This window comes from Streptomyces tropicalis (genome assembly GCF_029269835.1).
In the GTDB taxonomy this organism is placed as follows: Bacteria; Actinomycetota; Actinomycetes; order Streptomycetales; family Streptomycetaceae; genus Streptomyces; species Streptomyces tropicalis.
The window spans coordinates 13,123-27,859 of sequence record NZ_JARJBB010000002.1; the positions used below are offsets into that span (position 1 = coordinate 13,123).

Sequence of the window (14,737 nt, forward strand, 5' to 3'; positions counted from 1 at the left end):
CCGCCCGCCCCCGCGGGCGGCCCCGGTGCTCCGCTCAGGCGCCGGCCCTCTCCTTCTCGCCGCCCTCGCGCTGCCCGGGCAGCGCGGAGGCGGAGCCGTCGCCGTCGGTGTCGTCGAGCAGCGTCCGCTCGTCGAAGGGCAGCTCACCGGCGAGCACCCGCCGCACCCGGTCCCGGTCCACCTCGCCGGTCCAGGTGCCGATGAGCAGGGTCGCCACGGCGTTGCCCGCGAAGTTCGTCAGGGCGCGGGCCTCGCTCATGAAGCGGTCGATGCCGACGATCAGTCCGACGCCGTCGACCAGCGCCGGCTTGTGGGACTGCAGGGCCCCGGCGAGCGTGGCGAGACCGGCACCGGTGACACCGGCGGCGCCCTTGGAGGCGACCATCATGAACAGCAGCAGGGTGATCTGCTGGCCCAGCGAGAGCGGCTGGTCCATGGCGTCGGCGACGAACAACGAGGCCATCGTCAGGTAGATCATGGTGCCGTCGAGGTTGAAGGAGTAGCCGGTCGGCACGGTGATGCCCACGACCGGGCGGCTCACGCCGAGGTGCTCCATCTTCGCGATCAGCCGCGGCAGCGCCGACTCCGAGGACGACGTCGACAGGATCAGCAGGAACTCGCGGCCCAGGTACTTCAGCAGGGCGAAGATGTTGACGCCGGCCACCAGCCGGGTCAGCGCGCCCAGCACCACGACCACGAACAGCGCGCAGGTGACGTAGAAGCCGAACATGATCGCGGCGAGGGCCTTCAGGGCGTCGACGCCGGTCTCGCCGACGACGGCGGCCATGGCGCCGAAGGCGCCGACCGGGGCGGCCCACATGATCATCGCCAGGACGCGGAAGACGAGCCGCTGGATGTGCTCGACCCCGCGCAGGACCGGCTCGCCGCGGCGGCCCATGGCCTGCAGCGCGAATCCGACGAGCAGGGCGACCAGCAGCGTCTGGAGCACCTGGCCCTCGGTGAAGGCCGACACGAACGTGGTCGGGATGATGCCGAGCACGAAGTCGACGCCGCCCTCGCTCGCCGTCTGCGCCTGGGCGTGGCCCACGCCCTTGACCGCCTCGGTCAGGTGCATGCCGCTGCCCGGGTGCACCAGGTTGCCCACCACCAGGCCGATGGCCAGGGCGACGAACGACATGGCGACGAAGTAGCCGAGCGCGAGCCCGCCCACCTTGCCGACCTTCGCGGCCTTGCGCACCGACCCGACGCCGAGCACGATCGTGCAGAAGATGATCGGCGAGATCATCATCTTGATGAGGTTCACGAACCCGGTGCCGATCGGCTTGAGCTCCACGGCGACATCCGGCGCGGCGAAACCGACCGCGATGCCGAGGAGCACCGCGACGATCACCGCGATGTAGAGATAGTGGGTGCGGTCCCGCCTGGGTGCGGGTGCGGGTGCGGCAGGTGCCGTATCGGCCGTGCTGGTCACGGCGGCCCTCCTTGACGACGTCGTCGGCATCACCGGCGTGCGGCTCACGTCCGGGGGATCACGGGGATGCGATCCGGGCGGTCCGCGGGTTCGGGGACGCCGCGGACTGCGGTGACTATCTCCCGCCGTGTGAGGGCGGTCACCCTTCCGTTCATTGAGTTCACGCCACGGCCGGCGGGCAGACTGGCGGCATGCGTCTGCCCGCCCCGCCGAGACCCCGCAGCCTGGCCGGTCAGCTCTTCGCCATGCAGGCCGTGCTGCTCGTGCTCGTCGTGGCCGGATATGCACTGTTCGCCTACGCCGGCGACCGCCGCCAGGCCGAGGAGGCGGCCCGCCGCCAGGCCACCGCGGTCGCCCGCTCCGTCGCCGACTCCCCCTCGGTGCGGGCCGCGATCGGCACCGCGGACCCCAGCGCGGCGCTCCAGCCGTACGCGCTGCGGGTGCAGCGGGACACCGGGGTGGACTTCGTGACGATCATGAACCCCCGGGGCATCCGGTGGACCCATCCGGACCGGACCCAGATCGGCCGCCCCTTCCTCGGCAACATCTCCCGCGCCCAGCACGGCGGGACCTTCACCGAGACCTACACCGGCACCCTGGGCCCGTCCGTCCGCGCGGTCACCCCCGTCACCTCCGGCGGCCGGGTCGTCGGCCTGGTCAGCGCCGGGATAAAGGTCACGGTGATCGGCCGGCACGTCCGGGTCGCGGCCCTGCTCGGGGTCGCGGCCGGCGTCCTCGCGCTCGGCGCGGTCGGCGCGTACGTCATCAACGCCCGGCTGCGGCGGCACACCCACGGGATGAACGCGACCGAGCTGTCCCGCATGCACGACTACCATCAGGCGGCGCTGCACGCGGTGCGCGAGGGGCTGCTGATGCTGGACGCGCGCTTCCGGGTGGCTCTCATCAACGACGGCGGCCGGGAGCTGCTCGGCGTACCCCGGGAGGAGGACGTGGTGGGCAGATCGGTCGCGGACCTCGGCCTGCCGGCCCCGCTGACGGGCGCCCTGCTGGCCTCCGGGCCGCGGGTGGACGAGGTGCACCTGACTGCGGAGCGGGTACTGGTGGTGAACACCTCCCCGGTCTCCGGAGGTGAGCGCCGGGGCACCGTGGTCACCCTGCGCGACGTCACCGAGCTGCAGTCCCTGATGGGCGAGCTGGACTCCGAGCGGGGCTTCAGCCGGGCGCTGCGTTCTCAGGCCCACGAGGCGGCGAACCGCCTGCACACCGTGGTCTCGCTGATCGAACTGGGCCGTTCCGGCGAGGCCGTGGAGTTCGCCACCGCCGAGCTGGAGCTGGCCCAGGCGCTGACCGACCGGGTGGTCGCGGCGGTCGGCGAGCCGGTGCTGGCCGCCCTGCTGCTCGGCAAGACCGCGCAGGCCCACGAGCGGGGCGTGGAGCTGGTGGTGTCCGCGGGCGGCGGCCTGGACGACGGGCTGCTGCCCCCGGCCCTGCCGCCCCGGGACCTGGTGACGATCCTCGGCAACCTCGTCGACAACGCGGTGGACGCGGCGCAGGGCGCGGTGCCGGCCCGGGTGACCGTGACGGTGTGCGCCGAGGACGGCGTGCTGGTCCTGCGGGTCGCGGACACCGGCCCGGGCGTGGACCCGGCCCACGCCGAGCTGGTCTTCCGGCGCGGCTTCTCCACCAAGCCGGCCGGGCCCGGCGGACGGGGACTGGGGCTGGCCCTCGTACGGCAGGCGGTGCACCGGCACGGAGGCACGCTGACCGTGGCCGAGGGCGGGACGGGCGGCGCGGTGTTCGAGGCGCGGCTGCCGCTGGAGGAGTGCGCCGGGCGCGCGGTGGCGGGGGCCGCCGGGGCCGGGGGCGGATCGTGACGCGGGAGCGGCCCATCCGGGTGCTGGTGGTGGAGGACGATCCGGTCGCCGCGGACGCGCACGTGCTGTACGTCGGCCGGGTCCCCGGGTTCGAGGCGGTGGGCACGGCCCACTCGGGCGCCGAGGCGCGGCGCCTGCTGGAGCGCACCCCCGTGGACCTGCTCCTGCTCGACCTGCACCTGCCGGACGGCCACGGCCTGCACCTGGCCCGCTCGCTGCGCGCGGCCGGCCACCGCGCGGACGTGATCGCGGTGACCTCGGCCCGGGACCTGGCGGTGGTCCGGGAGGGCGTGTCCCTGGGGGTGGTCCAGTACCTCCTGAAGCCCTTCACCTTCGCCACGCTCCGGGACCGGCTGGTGCGCTACGCCGAGTTCCGCGCGGCGGCCGGGGAGGCCGGCGGCCAGGACGAGGTGGACCGCACCCTCGCGGCGCTGCGCGCGCCGGGTCCGGCGGCCCTGCCGAAGGGGCTGAGCGCACCGACCCTGGAGCGGGTGACGGGCGCGCTGCGCGAGGCGGAGGAGGGCCTGACGGCCGCGGGCGTCGCCGAGGCGGTGGGGATCTCCCGGATCACCGCGCGCCGCTATCTGGAGCACCTGGTCGACGCGGGCCGGGCCGGCCGCAGCCCTCTGTACGGCCAGGTGGGCCGCCCCGAGCTGGTCTACCGCTGGCACCGGGGGACGGGGCCGACCGGCCAGGTGCAGTGACCTGAGGCGTTGTTCACGCGGCTGATCGGTGGGTGGCCGCAGCGGACGGATCGGCCGGCGCGACGACGACTGCTAGAACACCGACTCCGCCTCGTCCATGCGGTCCTTGGGCACCGTCTTCAGTTCGGTGACGGCCTCCGCCAGCGGCACCATGACGACGTCCGTGCCGCGCAGCGCCGTCATCCGGCCGAACTCGCCGCGGTGCGCGGCCTCCACCGCGTGCCAGCCGAAGCGGGTGGCGAGCACCCGGTCGTAGGCGGTCGGCGTGCCGCCGCGCTGGACGTGCCCGAGGATGACCGGCTTGGCCTCCTTGCCGAGCCGCCGCTCCAGCTCGTACGCCAGGGCCGTGCCGATGCCCTGGAAGCGCTCGTGGCCGAACTGGTCGATCTCGCCGTGGCCGTAGTCCATGGTGCCGTCGGCGGGGTGGGCGCCCTCGGCGACGCAGATCACGGCGAACTTCTTGCCGCGGGCGAAGCGCTCCTCGACCATCTTGACCAGGTCGGCCGGGTCGAAGGGCCGCTCGGGCAGGCAGATGCCGTGCGCGCCGGCCGCCATGCCGGACTCCAGGGCGATCCAGCCCGCGTGCCGGCCCATGACCTCGACGACCATGACGCGCTGGTGGGACTCGGCCGTGGTCTTCAGCCGGTCCATGGCCTCGGTGGCCACGCCCACCGCGGTGTCGAAGCCGAAGGTGCGGTCGGTGGAGGAGATGTCGTTGTCGATCGTCTTCGGCACCCCGACCACGGGCAGCCCGGCGTCCGACAGCATGCGCGCCGCCGTCAGCGTGCCCTCGCCGCCGATCGGGACGAGCGCGTCGATGCCGAAGTGGCGGATCATGTCGGAGGCGTTCTCGCAGGCCCCGCGGAGCCGGTCCCGCTCCAGCCGGGAGGAGCCGAGGATCGTGCCGCCGAGGGCGAGGATGCCGCCGACCGCGTTCAGGTCCAGCCCGCGGTAGCGGCGGTCCAGCAGGCCCGCGTACCCGTCCTCGAAGCCGATGACCTCGTCGCCGTACGTGGTGACCGCCCGGTGCACGACCGATCGGATCACCGCGTTCAGTCCCGGGCAGTCGCCTCCCGCCGTGAGAACTCCGATACGCATCGTGCTGTGTCTCCCGCTTGCTGTTGACACCGGTGGGCCGGTCCGATTGTTTCACGTCCCCCACACGGGTGACGGATCCTGTCGGAGGCGGGCCGGGCGCACGCTCCGCCCCCGGTCGGCGGCCCGTCGGCACTGACGGGCGCCTTATCCAGGGACGGGGGTATTGTCAAGAGGGTTCTGCTCACCTCGGTGGGCGATTTTTGTGAGCCGTACGGCAGGTCCTCCCCCGCGCTCGTGCCCGGGCGCGCCCGCCGGCCCCGAGACGACGCACGAGACGACGAAACGGAGAGCGCGCGTGACCCGCAGCGTGTACGTGACCGGTATCGACCGCGGCGACGGACGCCAGGTCGTCGAGCTGGGAGTGATGGAGCTCCTGACCCGGCAGGTCGACCGGGTGGGCGTCTTCCGCCCCCTCGTCCACGACGGCCCCGACCGCATGTTCGAGCTGCTGCGCACCCGCTACCGGCTGTCCCAGGACCCGGCCACGGTCTACGGCATGGACTACCCGGAGGCGTCCGCGCTCCAGGCCGAGCAGGGCACCGACGAACTGGTGTCGGCCCTCGTCGACCGCTTCCACCTGGTCGCCCGCGACTACGACGTGGTGCTCGTCCTCGGCACCGACTTCGCCCGCACCCAGCTCCCCGACGAACTGGCGCTGAACGCGCGGCTGGCCAACGAGTTCGGCGCCTCGGTGCTGCCGGTCGTCGGCGGCCGCGGGCAGAGCGCGGAGTCGGTGCTCGCCGAGACCCGCAACGCCTTCCGCGCCTACGACGGCCTGGGCTGCGACGTGCTGGCCATGGTCACCAACCGGGTGGCCCGCGAGGACCGCGACAAGATCGCCGAGCGGCTCGCGAACCGGCTGCCCGTCCCCTGTTACGTGGTGCCCGACGAGCCCGCCCTGTCCGCGCCGACGGTCGCGCAGATCACCCAGGCCCTCGACGGCAGGGTCCTGCTCGGCGACGACTCCGGGCTGGCCCGGGACGCCCTCGGCTTCGTCTTCGGCGGCGCGATGCTGCCGAACCTGCTCACCGCGCTGACCCCGGGCTGCCTGGTGGTCACCCCGGGCGACCGGGCCGACCTGGTCGTCGGCTCGCTCGCCGCGCACAGCGCCGGCACCCCGCCGATCGCCGGGGTGCTGCTCACCCTGGACGAGGTGCCGAGCCAGGAGATCCTCACCCTGGCCGCCCGGCTCGCCCCGGGCACCCCGGTCGTCTCGGTGGCCGGCAACAGCTTCCCCACCGCCGAGCGGCTGTTCTCCCTGGAGGGCAAGCTGAGCGCGGCGACCCCGCGCAAGGCGGAGACCGCACTCGGCCTCTTCGAGCGGTACGTGGAGACCACCGACCTCAACCGGCGCGTCTCGGCACCCAGCAGCGACCGGGTCACGCCGATGATGTTCGAGCACAAGCTGCTGGAGCAGGCCCGCTCCGACAAGCGGCGGGTGGTGCTTCCGGAGGGCACCGAGGAGCGGGTGCTGCACGCGGCGGAGGTGCTGCTGCGCCGGGGCGTGTGCGAGCTGACGCTGCTCGGGCCGGAGGACCTGATCCGCAAGAAGGCCGCCGACCTCGGCATCGACCTCGGCGGCGCCCGGCTCATCGACCCCGCGGTGTCCGAGCTGCGCGACACCTTCGCCGAGCGGTACGCGAAGCTGCGCGCCCACAAGGGCGTCACGGTGGAGCTCGCCTACGACGTCGTCTCGGACGTGAACTACTTCGGCACCCTGATGGTGCAGGAGGGCCTCGCCGACGGCATGGTGTCGGGCTCGGTGCACTCCACGGCCGCGACGATCCGCCCCGCGTTCGAGATCATCAAGACCCGGCCGGACGCCTCCATCGTGTCCTCCGTGTTCTTCATGTGCCTCGCCGACAAGGTCCTCGTCTACGGCGACTGCGCGGTCAACCCCGACCCGGACGCCGAGCAGCTCGCCGACATCGCCGTGCAGTCGGCGGTCACCGCGGCCCGCTTCGGGGTGGAGCCGCGGATCGCGATGCTGTCGTACTCCACCGGCACCTCCGGCTCGGGCGCCGACGTCGACAAGGTGCGGGAGGCCACCGAGCTGGTGCGGCTGCGCCGGCCGGACCTGAAGATCGAGGGGCCCATCCAGTACGACGCCGCCGTCGAGCCGACGGTGGCCGCCACCAAGCTGCCGGGCTCCGAGGTGGCCGGCCAGGCCACCGTGCTGATCTTCCCGGACCTCAACACCGGCAACAACACCTACAAGGCCGTGCAGCGGTCGGCCGGGGCGATCGCCGTCGGCCCGGTCCTGCAGGGCCTGCGCAAGCCCGTCAACGACCTGTCCCGCGGCGCTCTCGTCCAGGACATCGTCAACACCGTCGCCATCACGGCGATCCAGGCCCAGACGCCCGCCACCTGACGTCGTAGAAAGAGCTGTTGAACACCGTGACCGAACACCGCGCGGCGACCCGTGTCCTCGTCCTGAACTCCGGTTCCTCCTCGCTGAAGTACCAGCTGCTCGACATGCGGGACGCCGGCCGGCTGGCCGTCGGCCTGGTGGAGCGCATCGGCGAGCAGACGTCCCGGCTCCGCCACACCTGCGTCGCCACCGGTGGGACCCGCGAGCTGAACGGCCCCATGGCCGACCACGACGCCGCGCTCAAGGCGGTCGCCGGGGAGCTGGCCCGCGACGGCCTCGGCCTGGACTCGCCCGAGCTGGCCGCGATCGGGCACCGCGTGGTGCACGGCGGCATGTTCTTCACCGAGCCCACCGTGGTGGACGACGCCGTGCTCACCGAGATCGAGCGGCTGATCCCGGTGGCGCCGCTGCACAACCCGGCGAACCTCACCGGCCTGCGCACGGCCATGGCCCTGCGCCCCGACCTGCCGCAGGTCGCCGTCTTCGACACCGCCTTCCACACGACGATGCCGGAGTCCGCCGCCCGCTACGCGATCGACACGAAGATCGCGGACCGGCACCGGGTGCGGCGCTACGGCTTCCACGGCACCTCGCACGCCTACGTCTCCCGGGAGACCGCCCGGCTGCTCGGCAAGGCCCCCGACGAGGTCAACGTGATCGTGCTGCACCTGGGCAACGGGGCCTCCGCCTCGGCCGTGCGCGGCGGCCGGTGCGTGGACACCTCCATGGGGCTCACGCCGCTGGAGGGGCTCGTGATGGGCACCCGGTCGGGTGACCTGGATCCGGCCGTCATCTTCCATTTGCAGCGCGTCGGCGGAATGTCCACGGACGAGATCGACACTCTTCTCAACAAGAGGAGTGGTTTGTTCGGTCTGTGCGGCGACAACGACATGCGGGAGATTCGGCGGCGGATCGACGAGGGCGACGAAGCGGCGCAACTCGCCTTCGACATCTACATCCACCGGCTGAAGAAGTACATCGGCGCCTACTACGCGGTACTCGGTTCGGTGGACGCGGTGGCCTTCACCGCGGGCGTCGGGGAGAACGCGGCGCCGGTGCGCGAGGCGGCGCTGGCGGGCCTGGAGGGGCTGGGCCTGGCGGTGGACCCGGCACGGAACGCGGTGCGCGGCGACGGGGCCAGGATCATCTCGCCGCGGGACGCGCGGGTGGCGGTGGCCGTGGTGCCGACGGACGAGGAATTGGAGATCGCCACCCAGACCTTTGCCCTGGTCGGAAAGGACGACTGAGCACGACGGTGGAATTCGACCGGCACTCTCCTGAGCGGGAAGCCGCCCATGTGCATCTTCCGCCAGACGGAATATTCCGCAGCGAAACAAACCGATAGGATCGCCTCATGCGCCGTTCGAAAATCGTCTGCACTCTCGGCCCCGCGGTCGACTCCCACGAGAAGCTGGTCGACCTCATCGAGGCCGGCATGAATGTGGCCCGGTTCAACTTCAGCCACGGCACGCACGCCGAGCACCAGGGGCGGTACGACCGCGTCCGGGCTGCGTCCAAGGAGACCGGCCGGGCCATCGGTGTCCTCGCCGACCTGCAGGGCCCGAAGATCCGTCTGGAGACCTTCGCCGAGGGGCCGGTCGAGCTGGAGCGGGGTGACGAGTTCGTCATCACGACCGAGGACGTCCCCGGCGACAAGCAGATCTGCGGCACCACGTACAAGGGGCTGCCGGGCGACGTCTCGCGCGGCGACCAGGTCCTGATCAACGACGGCAACGTCGAGCTGAAGGTCGTGGACGTCCAGGGCCCGCGGGTCCGGACGATCGTCATCGAGGGCGGCGTGGTCTCCGACCACAAGGGCATCAACCTGCCCGGCGCGGCCGTGAACGTGCCCGCGCTGTCCGAGAAGGACATCGAGGACCTGCGGTTCGCGCTGCGCATGGGCTGCGACCTGGTCGCGCTGTCCTTCGTCCGCGACGCCAAGGACGTGGCCGACGTCCACCGGATCATGGACGAGGAGGGCCGCCGGGTCCCCGTCATCGCCAAGGTGGAGAAGCCGCAGGCGGTGGAGAACATGGCGGACGTCGTGATGGCGTTCGACGGTGTGATGGTCGCCCGCGGCGACCTGGCCGTCGAGTACCCGCTCGAGAAGGTCCCCATGGTGCAGAAGCGCCTGATCGAGCTGTGCCGGAGGAACGCCAAGCCGGTGATCGTGGCGACCCAGATGATGGAGTCGATGATCACCAACTCCCGGCCGACCCGCGCCGAGGCCTCCGACGTGGCCAACGCGATCCTGGACGGTGCCGACGCGGTCATGCTGTCCGCCGAGTCGAGCGTGGGCGCGTACCCCATCGAGACCGTGAAGACGATGTCGAAGATCGTCCAGGCGGCCGAGGAGGAGCTGCTCTCCAAGGGCCTGCAGCCGCTGGTCCCGGGCAAGAAGCCGCGCACGCAGGGCGGTTCGGTGGCCCGCGCCGCCGCCGAGATCGCCGACTTCCTCGGCGGCAAGGGCCTGGTGGCCTTCACCCAGTCCGGCGACACCGCCCGGCGCCTGTCGCGCTACCGCGCGGCCCAGCCGATCCTGGCGTTCACCACCGACGAGTCCACCCGCAACCAGCTCTCCCTGAGCTGGGGCGTGGAACCGCACATCGTGCCGTTCGTGAGCAGCACCGACGAGATGGTCGAGCTGGTCGACCAGGAGGTCAGCAAGCTCAACCGCTTCAACCCGGGCGACACGGTCGTCATCACCGCCGGGTCGCCCCCCGGCGTCCCCGGCACCACCAACATGGTCCGGGTTCTCCACCTGGGCGGCGACCAGCGCGACTGACGCCCCCCACAGGCCCGTACGACGCACCGAGGGCGCCCCCTGCGAGCAGGGGGCGCCCTCGGCGTGTTGCGGCTCCCGAACGGGCCTGTGGGGGCGCTCAGTCGGTCGTGTACACGTGCATGCCGGGCACGTGCAGGTTCCCGCCGAACTGACCGGCCTGGATCACCTTCACCTTGGTGAAGTAGATCAGCGGGATGTTCAGCGGCGGCGGGCTGTCCGGGGTGAACGTGACCGGGATCAGCCCCAGCAGGTTGCCGGAGATGCTCTCGGTGTAGAACACCGTCGACCCGCCGCGGATGGTGGACGTGGTGCCCTTGCCCGCCTGCACGTGGTAGGTCTTGCCGGCCTGCTTGTCCTTCACCGTCTGGTGCAGGTCTCCGATGTCGGTGCCGTCGGAGATGACGTACTTCAGCACCTTCTTGACGGTGCCGTTGGCCGTGCGGACCTCCACGACGCCCTTGTAGTCGGCGCCCTTCAGCAGCAGCGAACTGGCGTCCAGGTACCACGGGTCGTCCGCCAGCGGCACCGTGTTGTCGACGCCGCCCTGCGCGTCGGTGGCCTTCGGGCACCCCGACGGGTCCGTCGAGGAGCCGGAGGCCGAACCCGCGGCGCCCTTGACCGCATCGGTGACGGCGCCGACGGACTTGGTGGCGTCCCCGACCGTCTTGGTGGCACCGGCCACCGTCTTGCCGGCCGTGTCGGTGACGCCCTTCACGGTCTTGCCGACGGTGCCGGTGACCGTGCCGGTCGTCTTCTTGACGGTGTCGGACAGACTGCCGCCGGAGGACCCGCCCGACGAGGGCGAGGCCGTGGCCGACGGCGACGCCGGGGAGCTCGCGTTCGACCCACCGGTGAGAAGGCCCCCGAGGGTGTCGCCGATGCCGCCCAGCAGTCCGCCGCCGCTGCTCGCGGACGACGACGGCGTCGAGGACGCCGTGCCGCCGGAGCCGGCCGACCCCGAGGAGCCGTCCGACGCCGTCGAGGACGGCTTCGGCGTGGCCTGCTGCCCCGAGCCGGAGTCCGAGGAGGAGCTCTTGTCCGGGGACGACTTCGGGGAGGACGGCGAGGCCGAGGGGGCCGGCTCCGCGGAACCGTCCTTGCCGTCCGCGGAGCCGCTGGGGCTCGCGGAGGAGGACGGGGACGGAGAGGCCTTGTCCTTGTTGCCGTCCAGGGCCGTGACGCAGTTCTTGTACTCGTCCGCCGTCAGGCTCTTGGCGGACGGCTTCGCCGAGCTGTTGCCGTCGGCGAGGGCGAGGCTCGAGGTGAAGCCCATGCCCATGATGACCGCCGTCGGCATCGCCGCCATGGCCATCGCCTTGCCCGCCGGCATGTGGAACCTGGTGAACAGCGGCTTCCTGGGGGCCGCATGGCGCGGCCCGGATCTCACACGGGACTCGTCCACATCCGTCCCGTGGATCACCTCGTCAGCCGGCACTGTGCCTCCCGTTCGACCCGTGGGCCGGGCTCGTTCCTGACAGATCGTTCGGCTCGCTCACCCCGTCCGTCGCGGCGGGCGCCGCCGCGGGGGCGGCACCCTCTCCCCCGGCGGCCTCGCCCGGCGCCCACGACACGGCCATCGCTCCGCCGATGAGGGCGAACAGGAAGCCGACGCCGAAACCGCCGAAGTTGGAGACGGGGATGGACACCAGGCCCAGCAGGATCGCCGCGACACCCGCGAAGACCCGTACGTGCTTCTGGAACCAGAGACTGATGCCCAGGACGATGAGCAGCACACCGATGATCAGGGATCCCGCGCCCGCGGTGGTGGCCATCGTCAGCGTCAGGTGGCCGACCTGGAGATGGGCGTACGGGAAGTACATGATCGGAAGGCCGCCGAGCACGACGAACAGACCTGACCAGAAGGGTCGCTCGCCCCGCCAGGCGCGGAACTGCAGCTTCCGGCGGGTGAACTGGCCGGCTGCGGCAGGAGTCTCGGCGCTCATGGAAAACAGCTCCCTGGTGCGGCGTTGCTGTGGTGAGGGGTGGTACTGCATAGGTGTGGGGGGTGTGTGAAGAAGGGGGCGGATGGGGCAACGGGCGGGGGCGCCCTGAGGCTCCCCCGCCCGTCATCAAGTGCTCAGTAGCACTCGTGCGTACCCGTCTGCAGCGACATCTTCAGACCGCTGAGCTTGAAGGTTCCGGCGGTGGTGGCCCACGCCGTCTGCTTCACACCGGTCAGCGTGGCCGAGTCGGCCTGCTGGGCGAACCCGTACGGGTTCGCCGTCTCGCCCCGCTTGAGGCCCGGACCCTTGCCGGCGTCCTTGGCCGCAACACCGATGTCGATGTTGTTGAAGGTCGCGTCGGCGTTGAGGTCGGCAACGTCGATGTAGAGGTTGTCGGCCTCGACCGGCTTGCTCTCGCCCGCCTTCAGCACCAGGCTCACCGAGCCGAGCAGCGGGATGCCCGGCGTGACGACCGACTGGCACATGTTGTTGATCGTGGCGCTCTTGAACGCCGAGACCGCAACCGGGTGCGCCGTCTTCTGGCCGTCGAGGGTGTACCCCGAGTCGATCGCGCCGTACTGCTCGAAGCCTTGGCCCACGAGCTTGTCGGCGCTCACCTTGAACGACTGACCCGACACGCTGAACGACGCGGCGAGGGCGCCCTGCGCCAGCGCCACGCCTATCGCTGCGGTGGCGGCGACGCTGGGCACCATCACCACGGCGAAGCGCTTCCATCTCGTCCCGCCACGCACCTGGGACTCCATATTTCCTCCTTCTCGGACGTACATCTCCTGGCGCCGGCTCGCCCGAGGGCGGCTCAGCCGGGCAGGGATGGGAGAAGTGCTACGTCCTCGGGAAGGAGAGCGCCCGCACTCGGTGGCGCGAACCGCGCCCGAATCACCGGCGATCACCCCCGAGCGACAACCACTGGTCGCGCCTGACACGCATCACGCACAACCTTGCCGGACAGGCTTCGCCAGTGGCGAAGACCCCCCTGTCCAAGAGCCGGCGCCACTGCCGCCGGCTCTGCCCGGTGGGGACCCACGGAGTCCCGAGACCCAACCGGTTGTTGGGGTTACGGGAATGGACCGAGCGTGGCCGATCGTGGTCCATTCCGGCCGCCCGCACAAGGGGGTTCGTTACTGACTAGTAACGGCCGCATAACCGAGAGACGACACACCGGTCCCGGGCGGCGACGCTGGGTGTCATCCAGGGGGAGAACAAAGACGTTGATCCTTGGACAGAACCAGACAGATCAACAGGGGTGACTTACTCGCAGTAACAGCGGCCGCGATTGCCAAGATTTGGCAAAACACGGCCGCTCCGACGACTCATCGGCAGAACTTTCACGCGGGCATCACATGCCCGCGTGTTTAGCGACTGGTCAGAACGGGGCTTTCGCCCGGTTCAGAACAGCGCCCGCGCCAGCGCCCGGCGCGCCCCCGCGACCCGCGGGTCCTCGGCGCCGACGACCTCGAAGAGCGCCAGCAGCCGCAGCCGTACCGCGTCCCGGTCCTCCCCCGCCGTACGGCGCACGGTGTCGACGAGGCGCCCGAAGGCGTCCTCCACGTGCCCGCCGACCAGATCCAGGTCGGCGGCGGCGATCTGCGCCTGCGCGTCGGCCGGCCGGTCGGCCGCGTCCCGGCGCACCTGCTGCGGGTCCAGCCCCTGCACCCGCTGGAGCAACTCGGCCTGCGCGAGGCCCAGTGCGGCCTCGGGGTTGCCCGGGTCGGCGGACAGGACGTTCCGGTAGGCCTGGACGGCGCCGGCCAGGTCGCCCGCGTCGAGGGCCTGTACGGCCGCGTTCAGTTCCGCGTCGTGCGGGCCGGCCGGGACCTCGGTGTCGGCCTTGGCACCCTGCTCGGCATCGGGGTCGACCGTCAGGCCGGTGAGGCCGAAGCGCTGCTCGGCGACCTGGACGAGCTGGTCCAGGGTCTCCCGGATCTGCGGCTCGCTCGCGGCGCCCTGGAAGAGGGGCAGGGCCTGCCCGGCGACCACGGCGAAGACCGCCGGGATCCCCTGGACGCCGAACTGCTGCATGAGGAGCTGGTTGGCGTCGACGTCGATTTTGGCGAGGAGGAAGCGCCCGTTGTACTCGGCGGCCAGCCGCTCCAGGACCGGGCTCAGCTGCTTGCAGGGCTCGCACCACTCGGCCCAGAAGTCGATGACGACGGGCACCTCGGCGGAGCGCTGCAGGACATCGCGTTCGAAGGTGGCTTCGTCGACGTCGATGACCAGGTCGGCCGGGGAGAGGGCGGCCGGCCCGCCCTCCCGGGCCGCCTGGGCGCGCGCCTGCTCCGCCTTCGCCTTGGCCTCCTGGGCCGCCTTCACCGCGGCGAGGTCGACGACTCCGCTCATGGACATGTTCCGTGGCTGCATGCGTCTATCCTCCCCCGATCTGCGCGCGCGTGTGAAAACCGCTGTGAAAGCCGGTGCTGCCGAGTGTGGTTGGGCGCCGGGTCCCCACCGGGCGCCGCAGGGTCGTGCTGCGTGGTCGTCGCTCGCGCGGATCCTCGGATCCGCGTTTTCGATACGACCCGTAGCGTAATGGCACGGAGTGCCTCAGCGA

Annotated in this window: 11 protein-coding genes; 5 read left to right on the forward strand and 6 right to left on the reverse strand. The window is 71.7% G+C overall.

Features of this window, described 5'->3' with window-relative positions; genetic code table 11:
- Nucleotides 1-34: 34 nt before the first annotated feature.
- Nucleotides 35-1,432, reverse strand: coding sequence for a cation:dicarboxylate symporter family transporter (locus tag P3H78_RS04015; RefSeq protein WP_276107355.1), 1,398 nt, complete (start codon nt 1,430-1,432; stop codon nt 35-37).
- A gap of 191 nt (nt 1,433-1,623) precedes the next feature.
- On the opposite strand from P3H78_RS04015, the gene P3H78_RS04020 reads away from it, so the two are divergent.
- Both P3H78_RS04020 and P3H78_RS04025 read left to right on the forward strand, forming a co-directional pair.
- Nucleotides 1,624-3,267, forward strand: a complete 1,644-nt coding sequence (locus P3H78_RS04020) for a sensor histidine kinase (protein WP_276107356.1) — start codon at nt 1,624-1,626, stop codon at nt 3,265-3,267.
- Nucleotides 3,264-3,971, forward strand: a complete 708-nt coding sequence (locus tag P3H78_RS04025) for a response regulator (RefSeq protein WP_438827903.1) — start codon at nt 3,264-3,266, stop codon at nt 3,969-3,971. Before P3H78_RS04020 ends, P3H78_RS04025 begins: the two co-directional genes overlap by 4 nt.
- 72 nt (nt 3,972-4,043) lie before the next feature.
- On the opposite strand, the gene P3H78_RS04030 is transcribed toward P3H78_RS04025, so the two are convergent.
- Nucleotides 4,044-5,069 (reverse strand): ATP-dependent 6-phosphofructokinase, encoded by a 1,026-nt coding sequence (locus P3H78_RS04030; protein WP_276107357.1) that lies wholly within the window; start codon nt 5,067-5,069, stop codon nt 4,044-4,046.
- A 295-nt stretch (nt 5,070-5,364) separates the two neighbouring features.
- On the opposite strand from P3H78_RS04030, the gene pta reads away from it, so the two are divergent.
- From pta to pyk, 3 genes are all read left to right on the forward strand, one after another.
- On the forward strand, nt 5,365-7,440 hold the full coding sequence (gene pta, locus P3H78_RS04035; protein ID WP_276107358.1) for a phosphate acetyltransferase: 2,076 nt from the start codon (nt 5,365-5,367) through the stop codon (nt 7,438-7,440).
- Between the two features lie 17 nt (nt 7,441-7,457).
- A complete protein-coding gene (locus P3H78_RS04040) occupies nt 7,458-8,687 on the forward strand; it encodes an acetate kinase (protein ID WP_276107359.1) in 1,230 nt (409 codons plus the stop codon).
- Between the two features lie 107 nt (nt 8,688-8,794).
- Nucleotides 8,795-10,225: a pyruvate kinase gene (gene pyk / locus P3H78_RS04045; RefSeq protein ID WP_276107360.1), complete on the forward strand. Its 1,431-nt coding sequence runs from the start codon at nt 8,795-8,797 to the stop codon at nt 10,223-10,225.
- 97 nt (nt 10,226-10,322) lie between these two features.
- Here the strand turns inward: pyk and P3H78_RS04050 are convergent, their stop codons facing one another.
- The 4 genes from P3H78_RS04050 to P3H78_RS04065 form a co-directional block, all read right to left on the reverse strand.
- Nucleotides 10,323-11,660 carry a hypothetical protein gene (locus P3H78_RS04050; protein WP_276107361.1) on the reverse strand — a complete coding sequence of 446 codons (1,338 nt, stop codon included), beginning with the start codon at nt 11,658-11,660 and terminating at the stop codon, nt 10,323-10,325.
- Entirely contained in the window at nt 11,650-12,168 is a 519-nt protein-coding gene (locus P3H78_RS04055; RefSeq protein ID WP_276107362.1) for a DUF6114 domain-containing protein, read from the reverse strand. The genes P3H78_RS04050 and P3H78_RS04055 overlap by 11 nt, the downstream gene beginning before the upstream one ends.
- A 134-nt stretch (nt 12,169-12,302) precedes the next feature.
- Entirely contained in the window at nt 12,303-12,932 is a 630-nt protein-coding gene (locus P3H78_RS04060; RefSeq protein ID WP_276107363.1) for a DUF6230 family protein, read from the reverse strand.
- A 643-nt stretch (nt 12,933-13,575) separates the two neighbouring features.
- Nucleotides 13,576-14,547, reverse strand: a complete 972-nt coding sequence (locus P3H78_RS04065) for a tetratricopeptide repeat protein (RefSeq protein WP_276107364.1) — start codon at nt 14,545-14,547, stop codon at nt 13,576-13,578.
- Between the last annotated feature and the right edge of the window lie 190 nt (nt 14,548-14,737).

What these genes read in the sequence shown, in the direction of transcription:
- P3H78_RS04030 (WP_276107357.1), bottom strand. Translation starts at nt 5,069, where the DNA reads ATGCGTATCGGAGTTCTCACGGCGGGAGGCGACTGCCCGGGACTGAAC.
- pyk (WP_276107360.1), top strand. Translation starts at nt 8,795, where the DNA reads ATGCGCCGTTCGAAAATCGTCTGCACTCTCGGCCCCGCGGTCGACTCC.
- P3H78_RS04020 (WP_276107356.1), top strand. Translation starts at nt 1,624, where the DNA reads ATGCGTCTGCCCGCCCCGCCGAGACCCCGCAGCCTGGCCGGTCAGCTC.
- P3H78_RS04065 (WP_276107364.1), bottom strand. Translation starts at nt 14,547, where the DNA reads ATGCAGCCACGGAACATGTCCATGAGCGGAGTCGTCGACCTCGCCGCG.
- P3H78_RS04055 (WP_276107362.1), bottom strand. Translation starts at nt 12,168, where the DNA reads ATGAGCGCCGAGACTCCTGCCGCAGCCGGCCAGTTCACCCGCCGGAAG.
- P3H78_RS04060 (WP_276107363.1), bottom strand. Translation starts at nt 12,932, where the DNA reads ATGGAGTCCCAGGTGCGTGGCGGGACGAGATGGAAGCGCTTCGCCGTG.